The 26,956-nt window shown below is 27.9% G+C and carries 28 protein-coding genes and 1 riboswitch; of the genes, 21 read left to right on the top strand and 7 right to left on the bottom strand.

The window, feature by feature from the left end:
* The first annotated feature begins 11 nt into the window (after positions 1-11).
* The 5 genes from A7L45_RS12810 (at position 12) to A7L45_RS12790 (ending at position 3,167) form a co-directional block, all read left to right on the top strand.
* On the top strand, positions 12-416 hold the full coding sequence (locus tag A7L45_RS12810; RefSeq protein WP_071613141.1) for an ACT domain-containing protein: 405 nt from the start codon (positions 12-14) through the stop codon (positions 414-416).
* A gap of 223 nt (positions 417-639) precedes the next feature.
* Positions 640-1,245: a dienelactone hydrolase family protein gene (locus A7L45_RS12805; protein WP_071613140.1), complete on the top strand. Its 606-nt coding sequence runs from the start codon at positions 640-642 to the stop codon at positions 1,243-1,245.
* Between the two features lie 216 nt (positions 1,246-1,461).
* Positions 1,462-2,085, top strand: coding sequence for a class I SAM-dependent methyltransferase (locus tag A7L45_RS12800; protein WP_071613139.1), 624 nt, complete (start codon positions 1,462-1,464; stop codon positions 2,083-2,085).
* 34 nt (positions 2,086-2,119) lie between these two features.
* The gene (locus A7L45_RS12795; RefSeq protein WP_071613138.1) at positions 2,120-2,566 is read left to right on the top strand and encodes a MarR family winged helix-turn-helix transcriptional regulator; all 447 of its coding nucleotides are present in this window, start codon (positions 2,120-2,122) and stop codon (positions 2,564-2,566) included.
* Positions 2,567-2,633: 67 nt separating this feature from the next.
* Positions 2,634-3,167 carry a phosphoglycerate mutase family protein gene (locus A7L45_RS12790; protein WP_071613137.1) on the top strand — a complete coding sequence of 178 codons (534 nt, stop codon included), beginning with the start codon at positions 2,634-2,636 and terminating at the stop codon, positions 3,165-3,167.
* 1 nt (position 3,168) lies between these two features.
* Here the strand turns inward: A7L45_RS12790 and A7L45_RS12785 are convergent, their stop codons facing one another.
* From A7L45_RS12785 to A7L45_RS12770, 4 genes are all read right to left on the bottom strand, one after another.
* Positions 3,169-3,675, bottom strand: a complete 507-nt coding sequence (locus A7L45_RS12785) for a dihydrofolate reductase (protein ID WP_076605251.1) — start codon at positions 3,673-3,675, stop codon at positions 3,169-3,171.
* 142 nt (positions 3,676-3,817) lie between these two features.
* Entirely contained in the window at positions 3,818-4,567 is a 750-nt protein-coding gene (locus tag A7L45_RS12780; protein WP_071613135.1) for an ABC transporter permease, read from the bottom strand.
* Positions 4,568-4,569: 2 nt separating this feature from the next.
* Positions 4,570-5,328, bottom strand: coding sequence for an ABC-2 family transporter permease (locus A7L45_RS12775; protein ID WP_071613134.1), 759 nt, complete (start codon positions 5,326-5,328; stop codon positions 4,570-4,572).
* A gap of 2 nt (positions 5,329-5,330) precedes the next feature.
* Positions 5,331-6,056 carry an ABC transporter ATP-binding protein gene (locus A7L45_RS12770; protein ID WP_071613133.1) on the bottom strand — a complete coding sequence of 242 codons (726 nt, stop codon included), beginning with the start codon at positions 6,054-6,056 and terminating at the stop codon, positions 5,331-5,333.
* A gap of 352 nt (positions 6,057-6,408) precedes the next feature.
* On the opposite strand from A7L45_RS12770, the gene A7L45_RS12765 reads away from it, so the two are divergent.
* From A7L45_RS12765 to A7L45_RS12755, 3 genes are all read left to right on the top strand, one after another.
* Positions 6,409-8,154 carry a MutS-related protein gene (locus tag A7L45_RS12765; protein ID WP_071613132.1) on the top strand — a complete coding sequence of 582 codons (1,746 nt, stop codon included), beginning with the start codon at positions 6,409-6,411 and terminating at the stop codon, positions 8,152-8,154.
* A gap of 124 nt (positions 8,155-8,278) precedes the next feature.
* Positions 8,279-9,187: an alpha/beta fold hydrolase gene (locus tag A7L45_RS12760; protein ID WP_071613131.1), complete on the top strand. Its 909-nt coding sequence runs from the start codon at positions 8,279-8,281 to the stop codon at positions 9,185-9,187.
* Positions 9,188-9,239: 52 nt separating this feature from the next.
* Complete coding sequence (locus A7L45_RS12755) at positions 9,240-10,118, top strand: AraC family transcriptional regulator (RefSeq protein WP_151553616.1); 879 nt, start codon at positions 9,240-9,242, stop codon at positions 10,116-10,118.
* Positions 10,119-10,219: 101 nt separating this feature from the next.
* Here the strand turns inward: A7L45_RS12755 and A7L45_RS12750 are convergent, their stop codons facing one another.
* The 3 genes from A7L45_RS12750 to A7L45_RS12740 are packed head-to-tail and all read right to left on the bottom strand — an operon-like array spanning position 10,220 to position 12,085.
* Positions 10,220-10,852, bottom strand: a complete 633-nt coding sequence (locus A7L45_RS12750) for an ABC-2 transporter permease (protein WP_071613129.1) — start codon at positions 10,850-10,852, stop codon at positions 10,220-10,222.
* Positions 10,845-11,711 (bottom strand): ABC transporter ATP-binding protein, encoded by an 867-nt coding sequence (locus tag A7L45_RS12745; protein ID WP_071613128.1) that lies wholly within the window; start codon positions 11,709-11,711, stop codon positions 10,845-10,847. The genes A7L45_RS12750 and A7L45_RS12745 overlap by 8 nt, the downstream gene beginning before the upstream one ends.
* A complete protein-coding gene (locus tag A7L45_RS12740) occupies positions 11,708-12,085 on the bottom strand; it encodes a GntR family transcriptional regulator (protein WP_071614970.1) in 378 nt (125 codons plus the stop codon). Before A7L45_RS12740 ends, A7L45_RS12745 begins: the two co-directional genes overlap by 4 nt.
* A 299-nt stretch (positions 12,086-12,384) precedes the next feature.
* Here A7L45_RS12740 and A7L45_RS12735 point away from each other — a divergent pair, with 299 nt between their 5' ends.
* From A7L45_RS12735 to A7L45_RS12680, 13 genes are all read left to right on the top strand, one after another.
* Entirely contained in the window at positions 12,385-13,083 is a 699-nt protein-coding gene (locus A7L45_RS12735) for a response regulator transcription factor (protein ID WP_071614968.1), read from the top strand.
* The gene (locus A7L45_RS12730; protein ID WP_084647458.1) at positions 13,083-14,009 is read left to right on the top strand and encodes a sensor histidine kinase; all 927 of its coding nucleotides are present in this window, start codon (positions 13,083-13,085) and stop codon (positions 14,007-14,009) included. The genes A7L45_RS12735 and A7L45_RS12730 overlap by 1 nt, the downstream gene beginning before the upstream one ends.
* 106 nt (positions 14,010-14,115) lie before the next feature.
* Positions 14,116-15,036, top strand: coding sequence for an ABC transporter ATP-binding protein (locus tag A7L45_RS12725; RefSeq protein WP_071613127.1), 921 nt, complete (start codon positions 14,116-14,118; stop codon positions 15,034-15,036).
* Positions 15,029-15,772 (top strand): ABC transporter permease, encoded by a 744-nt coding sequence (locus A7L45_RS12720; RefSeq protein WP_084647457.1) that lies wholly within the window; start codon positions 15,029-15,031, stop codon positions 15,770-15,772. Before A7L45_RS12725 ends, A7L45_RS12720 begins: the two co-directional genes overlap by 8 nt.
* A 116-nt stretch (positions 15,773-15,888) precedes the next feature.
* A complete protein-coding gene (locus tag A7L45_RS12715; protein WP_071613126.1) occupies positions 15,889-16,632 on the top strand; it encodes an ABC transporter permease in 744 nt (247 codons plus the stop codon).
* Positions 16,633-16,855: 223 nt separating this feature from the next.
* Positions 16,856-16,943, top strand: a riboswitch (glycine riboswitch).
* A 141-nt stretch (positions 16,944-17,084) separates the two neighbouring features.
* Entirely contained in the window at positions 17,085-18,479 is a 1,395-nt protein-coding gene (locus A7L45_RS12710; protein ID WP_071613125.1) for an amino acid permease, read from the top strand.
* Between the two features lie 291 nt (positions 18,480-18,770).
* Positions 18,771-20,528, top strand: coding sequence for a helicase-related protein (locus A7L45_RS12705; RefSeq protein ID WP_071613124.1), 1,758 nt, complete (start codon positions 18,771-18,773; stop codon positions 20,526-20,528).
* A 565-nt stretch (positions 20,529-21,093) separates the two neighbouring features.
* Positions 21,094-23,280 carry a hypothetical protein gene (locus A7L45_RS12700; protein ID WP_071613123.1) on the top strand — a complete coding sequence of 729 codons (2,187 nt, stop codon included), beginning with the start codon at positions 21,094-21,096 and terminating at the stop codon, positions 23,278-23,280.
* Between the two features lie 450 nt (positions 23,281-23,730).
* The gene (locus A7L45_RS23880) at positions 23,731-23,979 is read left to right on the top strand and encodes a hypothetical protein (RefSeq protein WP_224616937.1); all 249 of its coding nucleotides are present in this window, start codon (positions 23,731-23,733) and stop codon (positions 23,977-23,979) included.
* The gene (locus tag A7L45_RS23875) at positions 23,976-24,290 is read left to right on the top strand and encodes a hypothetical protein (RefSeq protein WP_224616939.1); all 315 of its coding nucleotides are present in this window, start codon (positions 23,976-23,978) and stop codon (positions 24,288-24,290) included. The genes A7L45_RS23880 and A7L45_RS23875 overlap by 4 nt, the downstream gene beginning before the upstream one ends.
* 301 nt (positions 24,291-24,591) lie before the next feature.
* A complete protein-coding gene (locus A7L45_RS12690) occupies positions 24,592-25,746 on the top strand; it encodes a hypothetical protein (RefSeq protein WP_071613122.1) in 1,155 nt (384 codons plus the stop codon).
* A complete protein-coding gene (locus A7L45_RS12685; RefSeq protein WP_071613121.1) occupies positions 25,715-26,050 on the top strand; it encodes a hypothetical protein in 336 nt (111 codons plus the stop codon). The genes A7L45_RS12690 and A7L45_RS12685 overlap by 32 nt, the downstream gene beginning before the upstream one ends.
* 170 nt (positions 26,051-26,220) lie before the next feature.
* Positions 26,221-26,805, top strand: coding sequence for a M48 family metalloprotease (locus A7L45_RS12680; RefSeq protein WP_071613120.1), 585 nt, complete (start codon positions 26,221-26,223; stop codon positions 26,803-26,805).
* Positions 26,806-26,956: the final 151 nt, after the last annotated feature.

The following is a 26,956-nucleotide window of genomic DNA, read 5'->3' as shown; positions in this document are numbered from 1 at the left end:
GAAAACAAGATATGTCAGAAAAAATATTAACAATGAAATTATTAAACGAAAAATTTTCTGTTTGTAGATTAAATAAAAATGAGCAAATTCCTGAATGGGTAAAAAACAGCAGTTTTTATTCTATATCAAAAACATCAGATGAATTATCAATTGTATGCTCTCAAGATAGTATACCGAGTAATATAAAGTGTGAAAAAGATTGGAGAATTTTAAAAGTTGAGGGACCATTAGATTTTTCTCTAATTGGTATTATTTCATCAATTAGTACTATATTGGCATTAAAAAGAATCAGTATTTTTGCTGTTTCCACATATGATACAGATTATATACTTGTTAAAAATAAAGATATAGATAATGCCATATTAGCATTATCAAATGAAAGATATGAAATTATAAATCAAGAAAATTTGTTATAGCGGTAATAAGTTCATCAATAGATTTATTAATATAAGATTTATGATAATCTTGTTCAATCAACATATTATGATAAGTATAGATATTATGAGATTATTATAGATGTTATCCTTTATGGAAATATTGGGGATGGAGAGACTAAAGACATAGATATTAACTCATTGTAAATATGCTTTATTTCGTAAATTATGGTGTTATTAGTATAATTACCTTAGGGAGGCCCATGTGAAGATTATAAATAATTCTAATTCTGTAATTATAGTGTTACATGAAATATATGGTATTAATCAGCATATTAAGTTCGTCTGTGAGAAGTTTTCTATGGATGGATATGATATTATTTGCCCCAATTTAATTAATCTAAACCACCCTCTTAATTATGATCAACAAGATGAAGCCTATCATCATTTCATAAAAAATATCGGGTTTGATTTAGCATTTAATCAAGTAAAACGGCTAATAATACAAGCAAAAAAGCAATACAGGTACGTATATTTATTAGGCTATAGCATAGGTGCAACAATTGCATGGCTATGTAGCGGTGAAGATATTATGTGTGATGGTATTATAGGGTACTATGGTTCGAGGATTAGAGACTATATGAGCGTTACTCCCAAATGTCCAGTTTTATTGATTTTTCCTACTGAAGAGAAATCATTCAATGTTAAAAAAATAGTTAATTCTTTGAAAAAATGGAACGTCAATGTACATATATTAAGAGGGGCCCATGGGTTTAGTGACCCATTTTCTAAGAACTATTGTACACAGTCATTTGAAGAAGCCGAAATATTGGTAAATAGCTTTTTAAAGAGAATACTAGAAAACTCATAAGATGTACTTTAAATATATTATTAATTGTTACAGGAGTGAATTTTAAAGTTGTAGGATTCATAATTGTTTCAACTGGTATATCCTTAGCAAAAAATAACCTGTTGAACAATCGTAAGTCTTTTATATTGACTTTTTTTGAAAAAGTAGTACCATGTTAGTATAGTACGAAACAGGAACTATATTAATACATTACTATTATTTAGAGGGGGATCTTATATGCAAAATAATAAAAATATTTTTAAAGAGAATTCAAAAATAAATTTTAATAAACAAGCTGAATCTTATGATGAGAGTCATGATGGGAAATTCGTAGCTCCGATGTATAATGAAATTATTAGCAGAATAATGCTTATTAAGCCTAAAAAATTATTAGATGTTGGATGTGGCACCGGAAATGTATTGATGAAATTAGTTGGAAATAATATAGAATTATATGGATTAGATCTTTCAGAAAAAATGATTGAAGTTGCCAAAAAAAATCTTGATAATAGAGCTGAATTAAAAGTTGGTGATTCAGAATGTATGCCTTGGGGAAATAATACTTTTGATGTAATTGTATGTAATGCATCATTTCATCATTATCCAAACCCAGAAAAGACACTATTAGAGATGAAAAGAATATTAAAATTTAATGGAACATTAATTATTGGAGATCCAACTTCACCAGTAGTTATTAGAAAAATAATGAATTTATATTGTAAAAGAAGTAGTAGTGGCGATTATAAGATATATTGCAAGAAAGAAATTGAGGAACTTTTAATAAAGTGTGGATTTAAGCCATCTAACTTTAAAAAAATAAATTATAAAAGTTTTGCTATCAATGCTAATATAAAAAAATAAATAATAAAGATAAATCAAATTTTGGAGTGAATATATGGATCAGGAATATAAAAGACAAGTAGATGAATTAAATAAATTATGGCATTTTATGATAGTATCATCTAATTATAAGGATATAGAATCAAAGTTTTTGAGAATACAAGGACTAAGAACTAATGAACTTACAATACTAAGAATTATTTCTGAAAAAGAAAATGTTATTATAAAAGATATATTAGAAGTCTTAAATGTACCTAAAAGTACATTAACTAGTATGATTGATAGATTAGAAAAGCGCAATCTTATTATTAGAACTCTTAGTAATAAGGATAGAAGATCCTATAAGTTAGAACTTACTACGGAGGGGAAGATGGCACAAGAGGAACATAGTAAATTTGAGGAAGAAGTTTACGGAAAAATAATGCTTTCTTTAGATACTTATGAGGATAGAGAAAATTTATTAAAACTTATAAGAAAAATGGCATACAATATTTCAAACTAATCACTAGATATTGTAAACTGTTTTAAATAGTACAAAACATATAAAATTGCGTGATATTGGAGGATAAATGAATATAGGATTGGTTAGGCATTTTAAAGTTAATTTTTATACAAAGATGTTTATGTCATCTGCTGATTTTAAGCAATGGGTAAAACAATATGATAATAGTGACGTTATAGAAAATAAATTTAAAATAGGAGATATAAAGTGGGATAAATGTTTTTCAAGTGATTTATCAAGAGCCATTAAAACTTCTCAATCTATTTTCAAAGGTGAAATAATTAAAACTAAATTATTAAGAGAAGTTCCTATAGCACCAATATTTAATACTAATATAAAAATTCCTTATATATTTTGGTGTATAAGTGGGAGATTTGCCTGGTTTTTTCAGTGCAAATCTCAAACAGAGAATAAAAAAGATACCCAAAAACGTGTGAATGAGTTTTTGGATAGTATAAAGGATGAATCAAGTAATAATATATTAATTGTTTGTCATGGTTTCTTTATGAATACATTACAAAAGGAACTTAAAAGTAGGGGCGTTACTGGACGAACTATAAGAACACCTAAAAATGGTACATTGTATTTATATAAAAAATAGATTATTTTTGTTTCACATTAATAATACGTTCCAAAGTTAAAAAAGTGTATGATGTTGTTTTATCATCATTGATGAACCCAGTTTCTTCTTCTCTACAATTCCATTCTGAATAATCTAGTTTAGGAAAAAAAATATCAGCATTATATTCCTTATGTACTTTTGTTAAATGTATCTTATTACAATAAGGCAATAATAACTTGTAAATTGATCCACCACCTATAACAAAGTATTCTTCATCGTCTTTCATAAATGCGAATAACTCTTCCTTAGAATTAAGAATAGTAACTCTATCATCATTTATAACAAAATCTTTATTTTTTGTAATAACAATATGATGTCTACTAGGAAGAATACCAGGAAGGGACTCAAATGTCTTTCTTCCCATTATAATAGTGTTTCCACTTGTAACTTGCTTGAATCTTTTTAAATCTTTTGAAAAATGCCAAAGTAAATCGTTATTTTTACCTATAGCGAAATTATCTCCAATTGCAACGATAAATGTAAGCATTATACAGCCACACTCCCCATATTTATTTTACCAAGGTGTTTATAATCTATAAGTTTAACATATTCTGGTGTAAAGTCATAGAAGTTTTTAATATCTGGATTAATCCATAGTATCCTTTTTTTATAATTTTCTCAATCGCAAATTAAAATTCTTTTTTACTAAACAAATAATTACCTAATAAATATAGTATTATACTCAAAATGGGTACTACTAATATCAATAAATTTATATAAGGAAATGTTATAGTTGCCATCATATCAGTAGCTATAGGATAACTAGATACTCCTATGAAACTTCCACAAACTATATATGTATTAGGAATCAATATACCTAAAGAGGTATGAGATAATAGAAATCCTATAAAAGATAAGATTATTCCAACAGACACACTTCCAATAAAATTTCTATTGTACATAGATATTAAATGCTGAAGACATACCAAAGGTATAGAATATAAAAATGCTATAATTGGTGCATAAATTACATAATATCTAAAAGATTCTTTAGGTATTAATATATTAGAAAAAATTAACACTGAAATGATTAGTATAATAATGTTAAGAAAAATAATTAATAAAGTAGTCATTATCTTACTAAGATAAATCTTATTTAATTTAATGGATGAAGAACATAAATTAAGTATATTATTTTTTTTATATTCTAATCTCCATTGAATGGATATTATTATTGTTATTGCGAGTGGAAGAGTTAAAGATGCATATAAAAGGAATGTTTGATTATAAACAGCGTCCCACAAATCTGTAGTTTCAACAAGTCCTCTATATATGTTAATTAATCCTACAATGGACATAAGTAGTGGTACTATAAAAGATAAAATTATTGGTTTTAAATTTTTTATTTTAATTAACTCACATTTAATAAGGTTTAACATAATTATTCCTCCTGAATATCAATATTATTAAATATAATTAGCCCTAAAGCTGTGAAAACTATAAAATTGATACAAGAGAAAAATATGGAGTTCACTATTAATTCTCCGTTTGTAACAAGAATCATAGAATTCGCTATTTGAAGATAAGGAATTAACTTAGTAATTGAAGGGTAACGTAATAATAAAATAGAACAACATAGAGCTGCAATATTTATTGAAGTTAAAAATGTAACTTTTCTAGTTAATGCAAATAAAAATCCTTGTAACCCTATAATCCCAAAGCAACAGAAAAATTGCATCCACATATATCGAATAACTAAAGGTATATCTATATTATGAGATAGCGAAAATTTATATCCTACAATCACAAGAACTATACCTTCTAATAAAATTGATATTATTGTACATGTTAATATGGAAATTAATTTAGAGAAGTAGTATTTGTTTCTGCTTATTGGACTAGAAAGTATATGTGTTAATAAATTGTTTTTTAAATCTATATAAAATATAGATATACTATTTAGAATGATGGAAAATAGTAGTATAATAGGCCAAATTAAAGCCAAATGATTTTCTACTAAAAGCGCTTGAAATCCATCAGTAATTATAGGGGAATATTTAGATATTATAGCTTCTTTTCTAAGTATAATATCTATAAGTATCATTCCTAATGATATAATTATTGGTAATATAAGAGTATATTTTATATAACTACTTTTTATTTTTATAAATTCTAAATTTAGATACTTTACGAAACTCATAATTAACTCCTTTCTAGAAGTAGTAGAAATATATCTTCTAAACTATTAAGAGTGGGATAATTGCTTTTTAATTCTTTTAAACAACCTTCATATAGAACGCTCCCTTTATTGATTATTCCAACATCATCCACCATAAGTTCCATTTCACTAAGTAAATGTGAACTTACCAAAACTGTTTTATTATAAACTTTTGATAATGAGATAATTAAGGCTCTTATTTCTTTTATTCCAATAGGATCCAAACCGTTGGTAGGCTCATCTAAAATTAAAAGATCAGGATTGTTAATAAGAGCTTGAGCAATTCCAAGTCTTTGTTTCATCCCTAAAGAAAATTTACCAGCTTTTTTATTTTTACTATCATAAAGATCTACAATTTTAAGTACTTCATCAATTCTTGAGTATGGTGTGTTTTTCATAATAGCCCATATTTTTAAATTTTCATATGCAGATAGATGCTCATAATAAGACGGTGATTCAACTAGTGCACCTACTCTATTTAAAATTTCAATTTTATGCTTTTTTAGATCATGATCAAAAACTTTTATATCTCCCGTATATTTTTTGATTAAACCTAATATAATTCGAATTGTTGTAGATTTACCAGCTCCGTTTGGTCCTAAAAACCCATAAACAGTTCCAGCTTTAATATGCAGATTGATATTATTCAGAACTTGATTATCTTTGTAAGATTTACTTAAATTATCAATAGTTAATATATCATTTTTCATAATTACTCTTCCTCCTTTAATTTGATTGATACCTAAATGATATCTTACAAACCTTAATTGTATATAATCCCAACCTTATCTAAACCTTAAATACAAACTTCAATTATTGTAAATACACTCAATTTCTAAAAACTATTTATTGAATTTAAAAATAATTATATATATTTAAGTGTATTATTAGTATAATTAAATAAACATTTTATGCCATTGTAGTAAAATAATATATCGCAAGGAGGATTTATATTAACCGTACTTTGAGGCATGTGGAAAATATGAAACTCTAACAAATTAAAGGATTTGATAAAAGTGATGGATCTCTAATTATTATAAAGTTCGGTAAGGAGCGTTTCAAATGGATAAGGAAAAAAAATTTAATAAATTATTTATAGCAAGTATAGTTATAGCTGCTATTATAACCTATGTATCAATTGTCCTAGGTAACAATGTAAATAAAATATATTTTTGTGTAAATATTATTTCATTAGTTTTGCTGATGTTTGGACTAGCAGCAAGAAATAAAGCAATTTTTTATAAAGATTTACAAAAGATTAAAGAGAATTACAGTAATGGAAACAACCGCGTGCGAAAATTTGAGGATATTAAATTATTATTTGATGTAATAAAATATAAAGAGCCGGAGGAACTATATATTGATGATCAAACTTATTTAGATTTAAATATGGATAATGTTTTTGAAAAGGTAGATAGAACATTATCCTCGCCAGGAGAACAATATTTATATTATATTTTAAGAAATCCAATCCTAAAAGAAGAAAAACTAATCAATAGAAATAAGATTATAACTTTCTTTCAAGATAATAAGGAGATAAGAGAAAAAATACAAAGAAAATTTTTAAAATTAGGAAGACAGAATATTAACACTATAACATGTTTTTTATGGGATGAAATATCCTTTAAAACTTTCATGAAACCACTGTTATATCTTTTAAGGATATTAGCTTATGGTTCCTTAATTTCAATAACGTTTATTGGGATAGGAAAGGCATGGATTTTTATACTTATAATATTTGCGGTTAATGGCTATCTTAGTGCTAAAATCAAAAAAGATATTGGCGGAGATCTTGCATCAATGGGGTATTTAAGTAAGATTATTAGACTGGCAGAGGCTATTGGATCTGTAGAGGATAAGGAGTTAAAAAGATATACTTTAAAGCTTAAAGAGCAATCAAAGAAATGCAAGGCAATAACAAGGAAAGACGCCTTTATTAAAATAGGAAGAGTAGAAGGTGTAGATATGTTATACGAGTACATAAATATATTCTTTTTAAGTGAGGCTAGAGGTTTCAATAAAATAATAGATGAAGTTAAGGCACATATTGAAGATATAAGAAGTATCTATTTGATCTTAGGGGAAATCGATGCATTAATATCTGTAGCTTCTTATAGGGATGGACTTCTAGAATATGTTGAACCTAAATTAACAAAAGGACTTAAGGAAATAATGGTTAAAGATATAAAACATCCACTGATAGACACAGCTGTCGGGAATTCTTTAACTTTAGAAAAGGGTGTTATTATAACTGGTTCAAATATGTCTGGTAAGTCTACTTTTCTAAGAGCATTAGGCATAAATGCATTATTTTCACAGACTATTTTCACTTGCCTTGCGACAAGTTACGAGGGTGGATATTTCAACATAATATCGTCAATGACTGTTACTGATAATGTGACTAGTGGGAAAAGTTATTATTTAAGTGAGGCAGAGGCACTGTTTAGGATAATTAATGGTTGCAATGAGGAAGTGACAAGCTTATGTCTTATTGATGAGATTTTCAGGGGAACTAACCCTATTGAGAGGGTTAATGCATCTGCTGAGATTCTTGCCTATTTGTCTAGACATAATTCATTGGTGGCAGTAGCTACGCATGATCTCGAAATAGCTACTATGGTAGGAGGTTTATATGAATGCCATTATTTCACTGAAAATGTAGGAGAACATGGTTTAGAATTTGATTATCAAATAAGAAAAGGTGTATCTTCAACTAGAAACGCAATAAAGGTACTTGAATTTATAGGATATCCACAAGAAATTATTTATAGAACTAACGAAAGAATTATAAAACAATGTACTCTTTGATATTTTTAGAATGAATAAATTCAGACAAATTAAAGCACAAAAAGACAGATATAAAATCCCATTTTTTGATATACTTTAGTGAAGTTAGGAAATAATTAAGGTTATTATGGGGAGGACTTATTAGATGGTGGAGTATTATAAAATTAGAGGGAAAGATCTTTACACTGAAATTTTAGGAGAGGACTCATCTCCAGTATTATTATTTATTCATGGTGGACCAGGTGGAATTGGTGTTGCAGACTTTATTCAATATCAGGGGGACAGATTATCAAAAAACTTTAAAGTTATAGCCCCAGATCAAAGAGGAGTATGGAGATCCGAGGCTATTTTAGATGAGGAACATATTTCATTAGAAGATATTATTGAAGATTTTGAAGAACTAAGAAAAAAATTACATATAAATAAATGGTCACTGCTTAGTCACTCATTTGGTGGGTATCTTGCTGTTCTTTATGCTAATTTATACCCTAATTCTATTGAATATATGTTATATGAATGTCCGTCTTTTAGTTTTGCACTTTCAGAGCGTTCTATGTTAAATGAAGCTGCCAAGGAATTGGTTAAATTAGGAAATTTAGCATTGGCAGAGGATTATTTTAAAGCTTTAAGAGAAATTACGGATTATAGGGATATCAATAAACTTCTTATGAAGGTGTTAAATGAACTTGGAGCTAACGGAAGTAATTATATGTGGTTTGGAAGTGATAAGCAAATTATTGAACGAATAGCTATGAGTACTAACGATGCTAAGAATTTATGGAATAAATCTACCAAAACAAGAATTAAATTATTGAAGGATTGGCGAGTGTATAATGATGTGTTTACTGAATTATCAAATGTAAACAAACCTTCTTTATTGATTAAAGGTAAATATGATCCAATAACTTGTGAAGTACAAACAGCAGAATTTATGAAGCGAGTGCAAGACAAACAAGTGGTTATATTTGATTTCTCCGGTCATTATACTAGAATTGAGGAGCCTGATAAATATTGTGAAGTTATAACAAGTTATATATATAATAAGATGAAATAATGGAGATTTACATTTTTGTAATGAATGAACTGATTTTGAAAGGATGGGAAAGTTGGGAACAATAATATTACTTAATGATACGCTTGAATACATTGAAAGGAATTTGGACACAGCACTTAATATAGATGACATATCCAAAGTCGCATGTTCATCTCGATATCACTTCCAGCGTATTTTCCATGCATTAACAGGATTTACTGTGACTCAGTACATAAAAAATCGAAGACTTACCCTTGCTGCAGAAGACTTGGTTGCAACAGACAAAAGAGTAATTGATATAGCATTAAAATATGGTTATGAAAGTCCAGAAGCATTTACTAAGGCATTCAAAAGACTGCATGGAATATCACCATCAGCTTTAAAAAAGCTTAATGGAAAGATTAAAGCTTTTCCCAAACTTTCTTTTCAAATATCAATAAAAGGAGAACATGAAATTATTTATAAAATAGTTGAAAAGGAGGCTTTTAAAGTATTTGGTGCAGAATTTGTAACAACTAGAGTTGACGATGCAGCCTATAGAGAGATACCAAAGTTTATTAATAAGACTTTTGAGGACGGAACACATGATAGGATGAACGAAATTCTTGGGAACCCCAAGGGCACTTTGCTAAATGGATTTCATTATGGATTTGAAGAAGATGGAACAAGAAAATATATAATGGGAGCTGAACAGTTCGAAAAATATATACCAGATGAATTTACTATACTAGAAGTGCCAAAACTTACATGGGCAGTATTTGAAGGTAATGGAGCTGTGCCCAATAATTTGATTATACAGGATATTTGGAGACGTATATACTCTGAATGGTTTCCCTCCTCTGGATTTGAACAAGTGAAAGGTCCATGCATTGAAAAAAACTTTTGGGATGATAAAAACCCTGGTGAATACAAATGTGAAGTATGGATTCCTGTAAAAATAAATAATTTCTAGAATACCGCAGAATTCAAATTTGAATTTTGCGGTGTTTTTACATTAGCAGTTGCCTTCCCCCTATTCCATCTGGATGTTTAATTGATTTCATAAAACCATAATTACAATTCCTTATTTTTATATATTTTAATTGAAATGAAGAATGAAACTACTATAAAAATTATAGGTATGGCTGTCAGTACGACCTTTTGCAGTAATCCAAAATCAACCCCCAAGGTTGTACTATTCTTTAATATCTCATTTGCGAAAGAGATAAGGCTTCCCAGTACAGCCATAATTATAAAATTAACCCACCTTGACCTTAGGTATCCTAACTTGTAATAAAAAGGGAAAAAAATAGAAAAATAAATACATACAATAAAAAACTCAAGAAAAATGGTGTTTATACCGATGGTTTTACTTACTAAAGTTGGAGCAACAAAATGAAATAAACTGCCAACAATAAGTGTTATTAATATAGCGCAGATAAGGAATAAAAATACTGATAAATATTTTGCAGCCACCACAACTTTTCTATTAACGGGCAAACTATTTATCATTAGTTCACTATTATATTTAAAATCATAAGCATTAGCATACACTGCCAGTAGATATATACTTAAAAAACATAACAATATAGTGGTTGCATAATTAGTTTGAAATATAAATGTATTTACCATGTTTAAAAGAATAAACATAAATACGGTTTTATCCTTTTTCTGAATTCTAATGTCTTTCATTATAAGATTAAACATGAATATCACCCCTTATTGTATAAACCATAATATCTTCTAGTGATGCTTTTTCTATCTTACAACTATCATTAAACAAAATCCTTGCTTTCTCTTTATTATTAGTTAATGCCTCAAACCCCGAAGCAGTTTCCCTTATCCCTATAAATTCCTTTCGTACATTTAAGTCTAAAAGCTTAGAAGATCCTTTGACTATTGCGTATTTTTGTAGCACTTCTTCCTTCGACTCAGAAAACACCATACTTCCCTTGTTAATAAAAGTTATATAATCTGCAATTTTTTCAAGATCTGCTGTAATGTGTGTGGAGAAGAAAATTGACATCTCTTCATTCTGAATAACATTATATAAAATATCCATAAGCTCACTTCGAAAAGCAGGATCAAGTCCTGAAGTAGGCTCATCCATAACAATAAGTTCAGCTCCATGGGAGAGAGCTAATGCTAAGGCGAATTTTATTTTCATTCCCTTTGAAAGCTTATCTATCACCTTATTTGGATTTAATTCAAAATGTTTGATATACTCCTTAAATTTGTTTTCATCCCACCTTCTATAAAAACCTGCTATAATATTTTTCATTTCATTTATGGTAAGCATGCCATAAAATATATTTTCATCATAAACAAATCCTATCTTTTCTTTGATTTTCCTTTCGTCTTTAACGTTGTCCATACCAAAAACACTGATGCTTCCACTATCTTTTTTTATTAGATTCATAATTGATTTTATTGTGGTACTTTTTCCCGAGCCATTTGGTCCTATAAATCCCATTACGTATCCTTTTTCAAGCTTAAAGTTTAATCCATTTAAACAAAAATCACCATAAGACTTGTTGAGATTTCTAACGTCTAATACACTGCTCATTTTACGTCCTCCTTAAGAAGTTTCATTATATCTATTATTTCTTCCATAGATAAATTCAGTATTTTACTTTCCTTTAAAACTTCTTTTAATTTTTCTTCTAAAATCTTCATTTTTTTCGTGCGAAGTAAATCCTTATTTTGACCTGATACAAATGACCCTTTACCTGTAAGAGAAACAATAAACCCTTCCTTCTCTAATTCTTCATAAGCTCTTTTTGTGGTGATTACACTTACTTGAAGATCCTTTGCTAAATTTCGCATAGATGGAAGTGCATCACCTTCTTTTATTTCACCAGAAAATATTAGTCCTTTAATCTGATCAATAATTTGCAGATATATAGGATCGTTTGATAAATTTGAAATTATAATAGTAATGTCCATATTTTATCTCCTAGCAGTTTCTTTTAATAAACTCTTGTTTATTTTGAAAGAGTATAATGTATATATACTATATATACATTATTTAATCCCTTTTGTCAATACTATAGTGTATTTAAAGTATTATAAAACTATAATTGGGTAATGCTCGCAAAGCGTAAATTTACAAACTTGGGGATGGATCATGAATGGTTGCTGTAACCCATATGGTATTGATAGATTTTGTAGTATACTATAATTATTATTCAGAACGGCGAGATAAAAATAAATGTAAGTTATGGGAATGGGGAGTATATATGGAATATATAAGTATTTTAGTAGTTGAAGATGATAACGAAATTAACTATCTTATTACAAAATATCTAAGAAAGGAAGGATATATTGTAGATTGTTGTTTTGATGGTATAGAAGCTGTATGTAAATTTGAAAATAAGACTTATCAATTGGTTATATTAGATTTAATGTTGCCAAAACTCAATGGGGGACAAGTACTTTTAAAAATTAGGGAAAAAGGTACAATCCCAGTAATTATTTTATCGGCGAAACATGAACAAACAGATAAAATATTTGGACTTGAGTTAGGTGCTGACGACTATATTACTAAGCCTTTTGATATAGGAGAAGTTATCGCCAGAGTTAAATCTCAATTAAGAAGGTATTTACAATTTAATAATAGCGAGTTTGAGGAAGATGAAGTATTAAAACACGGAAATCTTCAATTAGATTTAAATACTTATGAACTTAAAGTTTGCAAAAAAAATATACCACTTACTTCAAAGGAATTTGAGATACTAAAACTTTTTATGACTTATCCAAACAAAGTATTCACTAAGTCTCAACTTTTCAGTGCTGTTTGGAAAGAGGAATATATGACTGATGAGAATACTGTAATGGTACATATAAGTCGTCTGAGAAATAAAATTGAGGATAATTCCTCTAAACCTAAATATATAAAAACAGTTTGGGGAATAGGTTACAAGTTGGGGGAGATGTAATGATGAATATATACATTGTTTGTATATTAGTATGCATATGTTGTATTTTGATATTTAATAATATTTATTTTTCTAAGCAAATAAATGAAATAAATAGAACATTAGAGAAAATAAAAGGTGGTAATTTTAATATTAGGGTACGATTTTATTCTTCAACTAAGGCTATACAAAACCTGGGTGTTAATTTAAATTATATAATAGATGAATTTCAGAGGATCGCTGAAAAAAAACAATATCTAGAAGAATCGAGGAAAAAAATGGTGGCCAATATTTCGCATGATTTAAGGACTCCATTAACATCTATACTTGGATATCTAGAGGCTATACAGAAGGATTCAAAGTTAAATGATAAAGAAAAAAAGTATTTTTTGGATATAGTATATTCTAAGTCACAAAAATTATATTCGTTACTTGAAGAATTTTTTCGCTTTTCTAAAATAGAAGCAGAAGATGTACTAATTAAAGTAGAAAAAATCAATTTGACCAATATGATTCAAGATGTATTAGTAGGATTTTATCAAGAATTTGTTAATGAAAATATTGAACCTATCATTGAGATAGCAGAAAAAGATTTTTTTGTCTGGGGAGATAGTAAAGCAATTGATAGAATATTATCTAACCTCTTAATTAATGCACTTAGATATGGAAAAGATGAAAAAATAATTGGTATAAAAGTCAGAGGAGAAAACTCTATGGTTTGGGTAGATATATGGAATGGAGGAGCAGGTATTGCGGAGAAGGACACTCCATTTATATTTGATAGATTATATATCGGAGAAACTTCAAGAAATGGAAAATTTCATGGAAGTGGGTTGGGACTTGCAATAGTTAAAAAACTTGTAGAAAGATTAAAAGGAGAGGTTTTAGTTAACAGCATTCTAAATGAGAAAACTACTTTTTCATTTTCTTTACCTTTATATAAATAGATATTTATGATTTAAGGTATTTGTAAGGTATTTGTTAGAGTTATTTAAAACTAATATAGTATTCTATGTACATGATAATAAATTAATGTTTGGGGGGAAGAAAAGTATGGAGTGCATATTAAAGACTTATAATCTAACAAAGCAGTATAAAGAACATAAAGCTGTTGATGACGTAAATATAACAATTGAAAAAGGAGATATTTATGGATTCTTAGGCTTAAATGGTGCGGGTAAAACAACTACTATGAGAATGATAATGGGGCTAATTAAGCCTACCACAGGAAATATTGAATTGTTTGGTGAAAAGCTGAGTGAGGACAAAAAACATTATTTTGCAAGAGTTGGGTCAATTATAGAATTTCCAGGTTTTTATGAAAATTTAACCGCGGTAGAAAATTTAGATATTCACAGAAAACTTATGGGTGTTCCAGACAAAAATTGTATAGAACAATCACTAGAAGTAGCGGGAATACTTGATGCTGCTAATAGAAAAACAAAAGAGTTTTCGTTGGGTATGAAACAGAGACTTGGCATAGCAAGAGCTTTACTTCATAATCCTGAATTCTTAGTGTTAGATGAACCAACAAATGGATTAGACCCTGTGGGAATAAAAGAAATACGACAACTTATACTTGATTTATCGCGAAAAAGGCATATAACTGTATTAATATCAAGCCATATTTTAAGTGAAATTCAGCAATTAGCTACTAAAGTGGGTATCATACATAAAGGGAAACTACTAGAAGAAATAGACTCTGAAGCATTAAAAAAGAAAAACAGACATTATATTGAGCTTAAAGTTAATAATGATAGAGATGCCGTATTTATGTTAGAACAAAAATTTAACATCTCAGATTATATAATATCAGAACCGGGAGTAATTAAAATTTATGAAAGGTTAACAGAGACTTCTAATATTAATAGGATGCTAATACAAAATAATGTTGAGGTTAAAGAAATATCTTTGCTTAGGGACAGTCTTGAAGATTATTTTATTAAGTTGGTAGGAAGTGATATAAATGAATAATGCTGCAAGTTTACCAACTGTTATGCATACTGAATTTCTTAAACTAAGAAAATGTAAAGTTTTGTGGTGTATGCCTCTATGCTCATTGTTTCCTAATATTTTAGTGTTTTCAATATATGCAGTTAATAAAAAGTATCCTATAGTTGTTTGGAAAGATTATTTTACAGATAATGAAATGCTTATTAACGTGATGCTTGGGATTGCCTTCTTTTCTGTATTAGCAGGATATATATTTTCAAGGGAATATCAAGAAAATACAGTAAATAGCATGTTTACTTATCCAATAAGTAGAATTCAATTTTTTATAAGTAAACTTGTTGTTGTATTAATTCTTATTTCTATTACACTTATATCCTCATTTATCTTGGCAATGCTTTTAGGACTTACCATAAAACATGAACCTTTAACTTTTAGTATTTTACTATATTACGCTAAAACTTATATTTTTATGATTATTATGCACTTTGCATTAATTCCTATAGTTGCCTTCTTAGCTATTTATTATAAAAGTATATTACCACCAATAATACTGGGGGTAGGTGCTATAACTGTTTCTCTCATTATGATGAATACTCCATTTAATACAGTATTTCCTTGGAGTATTCCAGCTATATTAAGTCCTCAACAAAATGAAGGAACTTACCCAAATTATGCTCTGGGTATTATTGTTTTATGTACAACATTTATCGTTGGAATAATATTAAGTATAAGGAGCATTAAGAAGGATGTACAATAAAAATATAAATTATAGTAGTACAATACATTTTTATTATTTGAATTTATGTACAATCATAATTCTACACAGAGACAGTCTTGAAGATTATTTTATTAAGTTAGTAGGAGATGATTTAAATGAATAATGGTGTAAGTTTATCAACGGTGATAAAGACTGAATTCCTTAAGCTAAAAAAATGTAAAATTTTGTGGTGTATGCCTCTATGTTCATTGTTTCCTAATATTTTAGTGTTTTCAATGTATGCAGTTAATAAAAAGTTTCCTATTGTTGTTTGGAAAGATTATTTTACAACTAATGAAATGCTTGTTAATGTAATGCTTGGGATTGCTTTCTTTTCTGTATTAGCAGGATATATATATTCACGGGAATATAGAGAAAATACAGTAAATAGCATGTTTACTTATCCAATAAATAGAATGCAATTTTTTATAAGTAAACTTGTTGTTGTATTAATTCTTATTTCTATTACACTTATATCCTCATTTATCTTGGCAATGCTTTTAGGACTTACCATAAAACATGAACCTTTAACTTTTAGTATTTTACTATATAACGGTAAAACTTATATTTTTATGATTATTATGCACTTTGCATTAATTCCTATAGTTGCCTTCTTAGCTATTTATTACAAAAGTATAGTTCCACCAATAATACTAGGGGTAGGTGCTACAACTGTTTCCCTCATAATAATGAATACACCATTTAATACGTTATTTCCGTGGACTATTCCAACTATATTAAGTCCCCATGAAAATGGAAGAACTTACACAAATTATGCTCTTGGTATTATAGTTTTATGCACAACATTTATCATTGGAACAATATTAAGTATAAGGAGCATTAAGAAAGATGTACAATAAAAATATAAACTATAGTAGTGCAATACATTTTTAGTAATTGTGACTAAATAAACTTTTTATTTACATTAAAAGTGAAAAAATCATTGCAAATTTATCGAATATGTATTACTATGAAACAATAAAATTTAATAGTTCAGATGAAGATAGCGGGAGAGTAATGGCATGCCATTCACCGAAGGGGTAAATCTTTCAGGTACCTATTTAATTAGAGATGACCGCTATTGGATGAACCCTTGGAGAGACTCATAATGAGCACCGAAGGAGAAAGCTGTAAAGGCGAAACTCTCAGGTAAAAGGACAGGGGACAGGTAACATATCTTACGAAAGTAATATATTACCAATTACTTCATTTAGATCTTATCTATTCCCAGTTGTATCTCCAATCGCAAAATATTTATATAGGAAAAGGCATTTTTTAGTACATGCCTTTTGACTGAGATGGAGGAATATATATGTCAGAAAATGAAAATTTATCAAGAGGTCTGAAAAATCGTCATGTTCAATTGCTTGCAATTGGAGGTGCAATTGGAACTGGGTTATTCCTTGGTTCAGGAAGGTCAATTCACTTGGCAGGTCCATCTATTTTATTTGCATATGCGATAACAGGCACAATCTGTTTTCTTATTATGCGTGCACTTGGGGAATTATTGCTTTCTAATTCAAAATATCATTCATTTGTAGATTTTGTACAGGATTATCTAGGTAACGGAGCAGCATTTATTACTGGATGGACATACTGGTTCTGTTGGATTTCACTTGCTATGGCTGACTTAACTGCTACTGGACTTTATGTACAATACTGGTTACCCAATGTAGCGCAATGGGTTCCAAGCCTTATAGCTCTTGTAATTTTACTAATTATGAACCTTACTACAGTAAAGTTATTCGGTGAAATGGAATTCTGGTTTGCCTTAATTAAAATTGTCGCAATTTTAGCACTAATTATAATTTGTACATTCATGATTATTAAAGGATTTTCTACAAATGCTGGCGTGTCTAGCTTTACAAACCTTTGGAATCATGGTGGTTGGTTTCCTAATGGGGTAAGTGGTTTTATTCTGTCCTTCCAAATGGTTGTATTTGCTTTTACTGGAATAGAATTAGTTGGGTTACTAGCTGGCGAAACTGAAAATCCAGAAAAGGTTATTCCAAGTGCTATTAACAATATTCCAATTAGAATTATTATTTTCTATATTGGGGCACTTATTGTTATTATGAGTATATACCCATGGAATTCAATTAATCCCGATAAAAGCCCATTTGTACAGGTGTTTTCTGCAGTGGGAATCCCAGCGGCAGCAAGTATTATAAATTTTGTTGTACTAACATCAGCTGCATCTGCTTGTAACAGCGGTATATTCAGCACAAGCCGTATGGTTTACTCTCTTGCTAAAGAAAAGAATGCACCTGAGTCAATGAAAAAATTAACTTCTAATCAAGTACCTTCTAATGCTTTAATGTTCTCGGCAACTGTTATCTTGATTTCAGTTATTTTGAATTATATTATGCCAGAAGGTGTATTTGTACTCATTACAAGTATATCAACATTCTGCTTTATCTTCATTTGGGCAATTATAGTTGTCTGCCATTTAATATATCGCAAAACTAATCCTAAACTTGCTGCTAAGAGCAAATTCAAAATGCCATTTTACCCAATTTCTAACTATATAATTCTAGCATTTATTGCTTTCATTATAGTTGTATTGGCACTTACTAAGGAAACTCGTGTAGCCTTATTTGTAACACCTGTATGGTTTATAATACTTGGTGTGATTTATAATATACTTAAATCAAGAATGAAAAATAAAGAAGATGTCAAAAAAAATATAAGTATAGGATTACACTAAAAGGGATTTGTATCTAAAAGGGTAGATATCCAATAAAAAGCACCCAATAACACTTGTTCACTAAAACAAGTGTTATTGGGTGTTTTATTTAAAGTATTGTAGAATTTACTGTATCTAATGTTTTTACTAATGCAATTTTCGAAGTAATTATAAAGTGAGTATTTCATATAAATGGAGAATTATAAATAGAAAACATAGTTAATTCAAAGAGTGGTTATAGTTTTTGTAACATTAGGAAACCATATATTTTAAAGTTAAGATTAATTAGGAAGTTTAGTTGGAGGAGACGAGATGAAAAGAAATGAATCTCAAAGAGAATTTAAAAAATTAAAAGGTCAAATTAGTCAAATTGAAGAGATAGTTCATCATTCAAAGCCAGGAGCTCTTATTGAACATGAAGTAGCAATAAGAAAAAAACTAAAAAAGATTAAAGAGCTAGAAAATGAAGGTTTCAAGGATTTTAAAAAGGTGTATGAGAAATACGAGGAATTATTAGAAGATATATCAAAAAGAATGCTTGAGGATTACAATAAGAGGAATGGGACTGATTTTGAGTTTCATAAGGTTTTAAGAGGGAACTATAACACTTTTTTAAATTATGGGTTCATGCTATTACTTACGAAGCAACATATACCAAAATTAATTATTAAGGAGTTTGAAGAAAAATTTCCGAATAACCCTAAAGATGAGTATGTAGAAGCTAGAGGTATGGATAGAATGATTTACATTCATTTAGGCGATACGAATACAGGTAAAACATATAATGCTGTAGAACGTCTGAAAGCTGCACAAAAGGGTATATATTTATCACCACTAAGAATTCTTGCTTTAGAGAATTTTGAAAAATTGAATAATGATGGAATAATTTGTGACCTATTAACTGGGGAGGAAGAAGTATTAAAGATAGGTTCAACCCATGTTTCGTGTACAATAGAAAAGGTTAATTTAAAGGAACATTATGATATAGCTGTTATTGATGAAATTCAAATGATTAAAGATCAACATAGGGGAATGGCATGGAGTAAGGCCTTATTAGGATTAAGATGTAAAGAGATTCATATATGTGGAGCCGCTAATACGAAAAACATACTAGAAACAATTATAAATGACTGTGGAGATAAGTATTCTATAAAAGAATATACAAGAGATATCCCTTTAGAAGTTGAAAACATAAATTTTAATTATAATCATATTCAAGAGGGTGATGCAATTGTAGTGTTTTCTAAAAAGGGAGTATTAGAAATAGCAGAAAGGTATTCTAAGATAGGTATTAAAACTAGCATAATATATGGAGATTTACCACCAGAAGTTAGAAAAATTCAATATAAACAATTTACAAATAAGGTGGCGAAAATTTTAGTAACTACTGATGCAATCGGCATGGGGGTCAATTTACCTATTAGAAGAATTATTTTTATGAGTATAAAAAAATTTGACGGTGAAGAAGTACGAGAACTAACATCACAAGAAGTAAAGCAAGTTAGTGGACGTGCAGGACGAAGAGGTATCTATGATGTAGGGTATGTAGCCAGCGCAGGAGATACTCAAGATTTCATTAAATCTAGATTGGAAGTTAAAGATGAAGAGATAAAGAAAGCAGTTATTGGACCATCAGATGTTATAGTGAAAATCAAAGGTTTACCTTTAATTGATAAACTAGTTTTATGGAGTACTAGGGAAGAGAAATTAGACTATTATACTAAAATGGATATTAGTGATTATATATTAATTCTAGATAGAATAAAGAATTACAAGTTAAAAGAAGAAGTTCAATGGGATTTATTGAAAGTTCCATTTGATATCTCAAGAGAGGAATTAATGAATACATTTTTACATTATGTAGAAGAGCTATTTATTTATAAACAAGAGAGTTTATTTAAACCAGAATGTTTAAAAAATAATTTAGAGGATTTGGAAATATATTATCAAAAAATAAATATGTATTATTCATTCTCTAAAAAATTCAAATTAGAATTTGATGTAGATTGGGTTTATGAGGAAAGAGTAAAGGTCAGCAAAGATATAAATGAAATACTAGTGAAGATATAGAAAAGTATGATTTGATATATATAGTAGTACCCTGGAAGTAATTGTTATTTGATTTAATCTAAAATGTAGCTTCTATTCAACTAGATTGAGATCAAATTATTCAGTAAAAATAGATGAACAAATAAATATAAACATATTTAAATATAATAATTAAAAGAGTGAAGGCATTTTTCCGTTAAAATAGTAATTGGAGATAATGCCTTATTTTTATTTGATGATATATTTGAAAATTATAAAATATATATTAATGCGGATCATATATAAAATACTAGTGGTTTTCGTAAATTAACGGAGGCGTTTTATGGCAATTTAAGGGGTGAATATATTTTTTTTGCAAAATTTAAAGGAAAATTATGAATGTTTGTTGAATTATGTAAAGAAAGCGTTTATGGTAGGAAAAATGTAACTTCAAAGAATCTCTATAATGAGCAGTTAAAAAAATTAAAATATAATTGATTAGTAAGGGCCTAGTGATATGTAAAACTTGTAAAGTATTTATTAAGTATGAAACTTAAATACTTGGATAAGAAAAATCAACTAAATCTAATCAAACATGGGAGAAATTATGAAAGTTACTGATTTTATTAATATTAGAAGTGAAGACGATGAAATAATGAGAAATAAATTATTAGAGGTATATCCAGATGGGTGTACTAAAAATATAATTACTTTAGATTTTTATGACGAATTCAAAAGATCACAGAAAATATCTAAACTGAATAGAAAAGATTACATTGTAAAAAAACTAGGATTAAACTATTTTCGAAATGGTGGTGTTTTTTCGGTAGAAAATATAGAAGAAAACTTGATAAATTGTTGTCCTAATAAGATAATAGATAATTTAGTTAGTTTTCATGAAAATAATTCTGGGTTATATTTATCAATAGGAATTCATTGTAAGAATAGTAATATTAGTATTGTAGATTATTTAAAGAAATTAGGATATACAGTAAAAACTTGTAAGTATACAATGGAAGATACATTTACAGATGATTCAGAGTTTTCTTATTCAGATATTGATGTTTATAATTTAAAAAAACTAATTAAGGAATATACATGTGTAAAATCTAGTATAGCTTTGTTTGTAAATCTTAAAAGCAAGCAATCCCTTGATAGTAGATTAGGAGTCAAGTGGATTGACCCTCCTTCGTGGAATAGAGCAGCTTTCACTGAAGAAGAAATAACTTTAATAGTTAAAACATTAAGTAAGAGAGAAGTTATACAGGAAAGTTCAGATGGATTAATTAGTTTAAATATATACTTTGGAAAAGATAGTATAGAAGATATAGCTATATTAGTCAAGAACAATAATATTTTTAAGTGTCATTTTAAATTCAGTGGAGTTGTAAAAGAGAAGTTAATAGAGTTTGGATATTTATCGCATAATGACATAGATTTTAAAATATTAAGAGATATACGTAATTTAAATACTGAAGGAGAGTCACTAAAATTTACAAGTTTTAATGCAAGTGAAAATTCCTCATTATACAGTAGAATAAATAAAAGACGTTTAAAGTTGGATATTTCGGTTGGAGATTATCTAAATACATTAGGTGTAGAGTATTTAAAAGAAAATTTGAATGTTATTTATACAATTGATGTAATAAAAGATATATTAAAAAGTTATGCAGATGAAGATAATTTTGTTAATGTTCCTATAGGTGATAAAATGTATGACACTTTAAAAATGTTACCTAAGAGGAATGGGTATACTACTTACACTGAAATGATAAAGGCTTTAGGATTTAATTATAAGAGAGGTCGTATTGAAAATTCTGAAAGAAGAATAATGGACTATGAAAAAATTCTAAAAGAAGATTATATAGTTTATGATAATAAAGTTTACATACATTCTTTAGATAATTTATATGGTAATTTAAGTTCATATTGTACCAAAAGGAATATTAAACTTGAGGAGTATTTAAGTTCTATAGGATTAGAAAGGATAGATTCTTATAAGGATTTGCCAATAGATTATATTCCATATGATTGGAAAGAAGAGCAAAGAAAAAAATTATTAAACTTAGATGTTAAAACAAAAATAGCACTAATGTTGGAGAGTTTTTCAGATGAGGATAATAATGTTTGTGTAGAAAGCCGTTCAAGTGAGTATAGTTATTTAGATAGAATAAGTACTATAAAGGATATTTCTATAACTACACTGATAGAGAGTTATGGATACACTAGAGTGTTTAAGAATAGGGTTAATGGAGTAAGTATAGAGGTAGATAAGAGTGTCTTTGGAATATCAGAAGATGAGAAAGAACAAAGAGAAAAATATTTAGAAGAGCTAGAAGCTATTCAAAATTCAGGACCTATAACTGAATTAGCCACTATTGAAAAACAGAAAAGAAATGCAACCTTGTCAGATAAACTTAAAAAATTGTATAGTCGTAGATGTCAAATATGTTCTACTGAAGATATTGGATTGAAAATTCCTATTATAGAAGATGAAAAAGGAAAAAGATATGTGGAAATGCATCACATACAAAATTTGTCGGAAGAAGTGTGTGATGACTTGAGTTTAGACACTTATAAAAATGGAATAGTGTTGTGTTGTTATCATCATAAGTATGTACATAAGCATTTAGGCGGATTCAAGGAATTAGTCAAGGATAGGAATAATTTGTTTTATCTAAGGTCTGTAAAAGGGAAGTTGTTGCGAATATATACGAACTATCATTTAGAGACCTTAACTACTATAGAGCAGATAAGGGATAATTTACAAAATGATGATACGAAAATCCAATAGCTTTGTATACAAAAACGAATATTACAAATCAGAATAATATATAATTTCATTAAGTCGCTCTGTTCTTAAAGTTCGTCATAAACAACTGTAAGATTACTAAAGAAATTAGAAAAACTGGACAAAATGTGGAGATGCCCATTAGGCTAATAATATGCAGTTACTCTATTCTATATTTAGTACAAGCCTTAATGTTTATAATAGGAAGTTAATATATTACTATGATTATTCATAACTTGTGTTAATGTGTTGGGAGGATTAAGTAAAATTATGAAAAAGGGTATTTAGAATAGATTTACAAGAACAAATAAGTGGATTTGGATAACATTTTTATTTGCTTTATTTATTATAGTTTCTTATATTTTATCAATAGATTGTACTGAGTGGTTTGACGGAGCAGAAGTTTGGTTTAATCTTTTATTTCAATTTTCAATTGGATATATCATAAACTTCATGTTTTATATAACTCAAGTCTATATACCAAACACAAAACGTAATGATTCTGCTAAGAAATGTATAAAGGTAAGAATAAAACATATTGTTGGTAACATGAGAGGAACTATTGATACTCTTGGACAATTGTACATTAAAAACCATTCTGGAGATAACTATACAAAAACGGAACTTGATCAACTGATGAATTTGAAGTTTGATGATAAGGTACAAGTAATTAATGCTCAAACAATCAATATTTTAGTGTGAGAGATTGGATAAAAAACTGTATATACCTAACAGAGAAGGCGATTGATAAACTTTATCAGTATTATCCTAATGATATTTCAGCAGAGCTTATGAATGTATTAGAAAATGTATTAAATTCAACGTATCATTCTTTCATGAAGATATCAGTTATTTTTCCTAATGATGTTAAGTTTAATGAAAGAAATGATAATTTTTTTATTAAGTATAATGATTTGATTTGTGAATTAGAACAGATTGCAGAAGATGAGTATAGTAAGAAAAATTTATTTTCAAGGAGTTATCATATATTTGGAATAATGAATTTCTTATAATTAACATATGTATTAGCTTAATAATGTGGAGTTAAATTTATTGAAATTTAGCTTGTAGTATGGTGAAATGTATAACAAATAAATGCGAGAATTGGCATTAACCATTGAAATTATTAGGCTTAAGTTAGTTTTACAAGTAAAATGTTGTATCATAAGTAAAGATAAATGCGATAAAATTTTTATGTGGTAATTTATACTTAAAGAAGTAAGAGAAGTATTGAGTTATTGTTTATGAAGATAATTAGTGATAAAGTTATTTAAGAAAAAATACACTTAATTTATATAGATAAGGAGATAAATTATGAGAAATTTATTGGTTGGAAATGGAATCAATATACAGTATGATAATGTAAGCTATACAAATCAAAATATAGTATTAAGAATTTTAACAGCTTTAGATGAATCAGATTATCCATATGATTTTATAGTTAATGAGCCTTTGTTGCTTAAGTATTATCTAGGAAGACTGTTTTTATTTGCTAGGGAAATGTTGGATGGTGTGATAGATGATTCAATAACGTGCACGGCAGAAAGAAAAGCTTTGGGAGATTTTAAGGAAAGATATAAAACTAGAAAGAAATCATTAAGGATTACAGATATTGGTTTTGAAGACTATTATTTAGTTCATGATTTAGTTTGTCATAAATTTAAAATTATAAATCCAGAGCAATATACAATACGAGAATCTATGAGAATGTCATATTTGTTTTCAATATATAATCATGGAAAATTAAACTTATTACATGAAAAATATAGTGATTCTTTCAAAACTTTTCTTTCTAATTTTGATAATATTTTTTCAACTAATTATGATAATAATATTGAAGCAGGTGTAGGAAAACATGTTTATCACATTCATGGACAATTTGATAGATTAAGCGAAGTGTATAATCCTTCATCATTTCGAAATCAACTGCATGACAATCCTTTAGAAGGTATACCAAATGACCCTACATATGACTATTTACATTCAACGGCTTTGTCAACATATTGTGGAGATTATAAACAATATCAAATAAAGCAAGCTTCATTAGCAAATGAAGCTGTTAATAAAATGACAAATGCATATTTATCTAATGAATTAGTTAGTAAAGATGTTGATAGTTGGGAAAATGAAAATAATAAATTAATAGTTAATTTTGCTGATGCAATTAAAATTAAAGTTACAAATCCGAACTTAAGATTTCAAGAAGACTACTCTATAGAAGAATTTAGAAGTATAACAGGAACTCTTTCAATTTTAGGATTATCTCCATATAATGACTATCATTTGTTTGAAATTATTGATAATGCAAAAATTAATGAATGTATTTATTATTTTTTTGATTCTTCAGAATGCAATATAATTGAAAAGTTACTTTTAAAACTAAAGGCAGAGAAAAAGTTAGAATTTAAAAGTGTAAAAGAATTTTGGGGAATATGTAATGAAAAAAATAAGGTATATCAAATTTTCTAAAAGAGAATTTAGTAAAACTTTAGATTTTTGTAAACTATTTTCAAATAGTCTAGAAGACGCTAATATTATAATAAAACAATTTAATTCATTAACTCAGAATCAAAGATTAGAAATTATTAAAGCATATTCTGAAAGAGAAAAACTTTTGAAAATACAAATTAATTCTGAAGATGAAGATATGTATCTTACATGTACAGCGGTTAATTTCAATATTGTAGCAACAAAATATGATATTGATCCAGCAACTGTATGTATTTGCATTGCCTCACCTTGCAAATCTAATGAAAAAATTATAGTGATATAAAGTAAAGTTCGAATAGAACGTAACTTTCCATTATCCATGTACCTATAAGGCTAATAATAAGAAGTTGGCGGAATCAATAAGTTCTAAGATATTTAGAATGTATTGGAGATTAGATGTTACATCACAAAAGCACCAATAAAATAGAATTTTTAGATTAAGGAGATTAAATTATGTCATTACACAGTGTAGAATTTAGTACTGAGAATGTCAAAAAAAGAATAAGCACAATATATAATCAATCTAATGGGCGTATTAAAGAATTTATGGACATTAATAATTATCAATTTATTTTCTCATTAGAGTCACCTTGGGCTATTTCAGATGATAGATACCCGGATCCAAATGGATTATTAGGTAAAACTTCACTGTTAAAGGAAAGTGGACAAATTATCGTCAATATATATTATGAAAAATTGACTCAGACTCTAAAGTTCATTTTTCATAACTTTTATAACTTTAAAAGAGCGAATAGGGTTTGTGACTTATATATTGAATTTATATTGGCACACGAACTTGCTCACGTAGGTCAATTTACTCAAAATAAATATAAGTGTTTAGTAGCAAAAGAAGATGAGAGTGGTGTACTCGAAGCGAATAGAAGCTATGAAATTGAAGCTGACAATATTGCATTAGATTACATGGAAGATACTTATTCTGAAATTGGAAGATATATTGGGATTATTGGAAGAAAAATTCATGTAAACTCACTTAATAATGCTACTATGATACGAGAATTAATTGAAAAGGTAGATTAAACATAAGGTATGTAGATTTCTGAAATATTAAAAAAACAATTCCATAATATATAGTAAACACTTTTTAATATATTAAAAATATTTAATTAGGATAAAAGAAAATATTATAAATATAGTTAAGTTTGCAATTGAATATAAGAGTAATGGGGAG

Source organism: Clostridium estertheticum subsp. estertheticum (assembly GCF_001877035.1).
Lineage (GTDB): Bacteria > Bacillota > Clostridia > Clostridiales > Clostridiaceae > Clostridium_AD > Clostridium_AD estertheticum.
Note: the sequence above shows the minus strand (reverse complement) of the source record. Positions and strands in the feature narration are given on the sequence as shown.

Coding starts and splice junctions, on each gene's coding strand:
- A7L45_RS12770 (WP_071613133.1), bottom strand. CDS start 6,056: ATGAAAAATGATATATTAACTATTGATAATTTAAGTAAATCTTACAAA.
- A7L45_RS12750 (WP_071613129.1), bottom strand. CDS start 10,852: ATGTTTAATCTTATAATGAAAGACATTAGAATTCAGAAAAAGGATAAA.
- A7L45_RS12685 (WP_071613121.1), top strand. CDS start 25,715: ATGAAAAAAATAAGGTATATCAAATTTTCTAAAAGAGAATTTAGTAAA.
- A7L45_RS12775 (WP_071613134.1), bottom strand. CDS start 5,328: ATGAGTTTCGTAAAGTATCTAAATTTAGAATTTATAAAAATAAAAAGT.
- A7L45_RS12730 (WP_084647458.1), top strand. CDS start 13,083: ATGATGAATATATACATTGTTTGTATATTAGTATGCATATGTTGTATT.
- A7L45_RS12715 (WP_071613126.1), top strand. CDS start 15,889: ATGAATAATGGTGTAAGTTTATCAACGGTGATAAAGACTGAATTCCTT.
- A7L45_RS23880 (WP_224616937.1), top strand. CDS start 23,731: ATGTTTTATATAACTCAAGTCTATATACCAAACACAAAACGTAATGAT.
- A7L45_RS12800 (WP_071613139.1), top strand. CDS start 1,462: ATGCAAAATAATAAAAATATTTTTAAAGAGAATTCAAAAATAAATTTT.
- A7L45_RS12710 (WP_071613125.1), top strand. CDS start 17,085: ATGTCAGAAAATGAAAATTTATCAAGAGGTCTGAAAAATCGTCATGTT.
- A7L45_RS12735 (WP_071614968.1), top strand. CDS start 12,385: ATGGAATATATAAGTATTTTAGTAGTTGAAGATGATAACGAAATTAAC.
- A7L45_RS12780 (WP_071613135.1), bottom strand. CDS start 4,567: ATGTTAAACCTTATTAAATGTGAGTTAATTAAAATAAAAAATTTAAAA.
- A7L45_RS12725 (WP_071613127.1), top strand. CDS start 14,116: ATGGAGTGCATATTAAAGACTTATAATCTAACAAAGCAGTATAAAGAA.
- A7L45_RS12705 (WP_071613124.1), top strand. CDS start 18,771: ATGAAAAGAAATGAATCTCAAAGAGAATTTAAAAAATTAAAAGGTCAA.
- A7L45_RS12690 (WP_071613122.1), top strand. CDS start 24,592: ATGAGAAATTTATTGGTTGGAAATGGAATCAATATACAGTATGATAAT.
- A7L45_RS12745 (WP_071613128.1), bottom strand. CDS start 11,711: ATGAGCAGTGTATTAGACGTTAGAAATCTCAACAAGTCTTATGGTGAT.
- A7L45_RS12785 (WP_076605251.1), bottom strand. CDS start 3,675: ATGCTTACATTTATCGTTGCAATTGGAGATAATTTCGCTATAGGTAAA.
- A7L45_RS12795 (WP_071613138.1), top strand. CDS start 2,120: ATGGATCAGGAATATAAAAGACAAGTAGATGAATTAAATAAATTATGG.
- A7L45_RS12790 (WP_071613137.1), top strand. CDS start 2,634: ATGAATATAGGATTGGTTAGGCATTTTAAAGTTAATTTTTATACAAAG.
- A7L45_RS12810 (WP_071613141.1), top strand. CDS start 12: ATGTCAGAAAAAATATTAACAATGAAATTATTAAACGAAAAATTTTCT.
- A7L45_RS12765 (WP_071613132.1), top strand. CDS start 6,409: ATGGATAAGGAAAAAAAATTTAATAAATTATTTATAGCAAGTATAGTT.
- A7L45_RS12720 (WP_084647457.1), top strand. CDS start 15,029: ATGAATAATGCTGCAAGTTTACCAACTGTTATGCATACTGAATTTCTT.
- A7L45_RS12700 (WP_071613123.1), top strand. CDS start 21,094: ATGAAAGTTACTGATTTTATTAATATTAGAAGTGAAGACGATGAAATA.
- A7L45_RS12760 (WP_071613131.1), top strand. CDS start 8,279: ATGGTGGAGTATTATAAAATTAGAGGGAAAGATCTTTACACTGAAATT.
- A7L45_RS12680 (WP_071613120.1), top strand. CDS start 26,221: ATGTCATTACACAGTGTAGAATTTAGTACTGAGAATGTCAAAAAAAGA.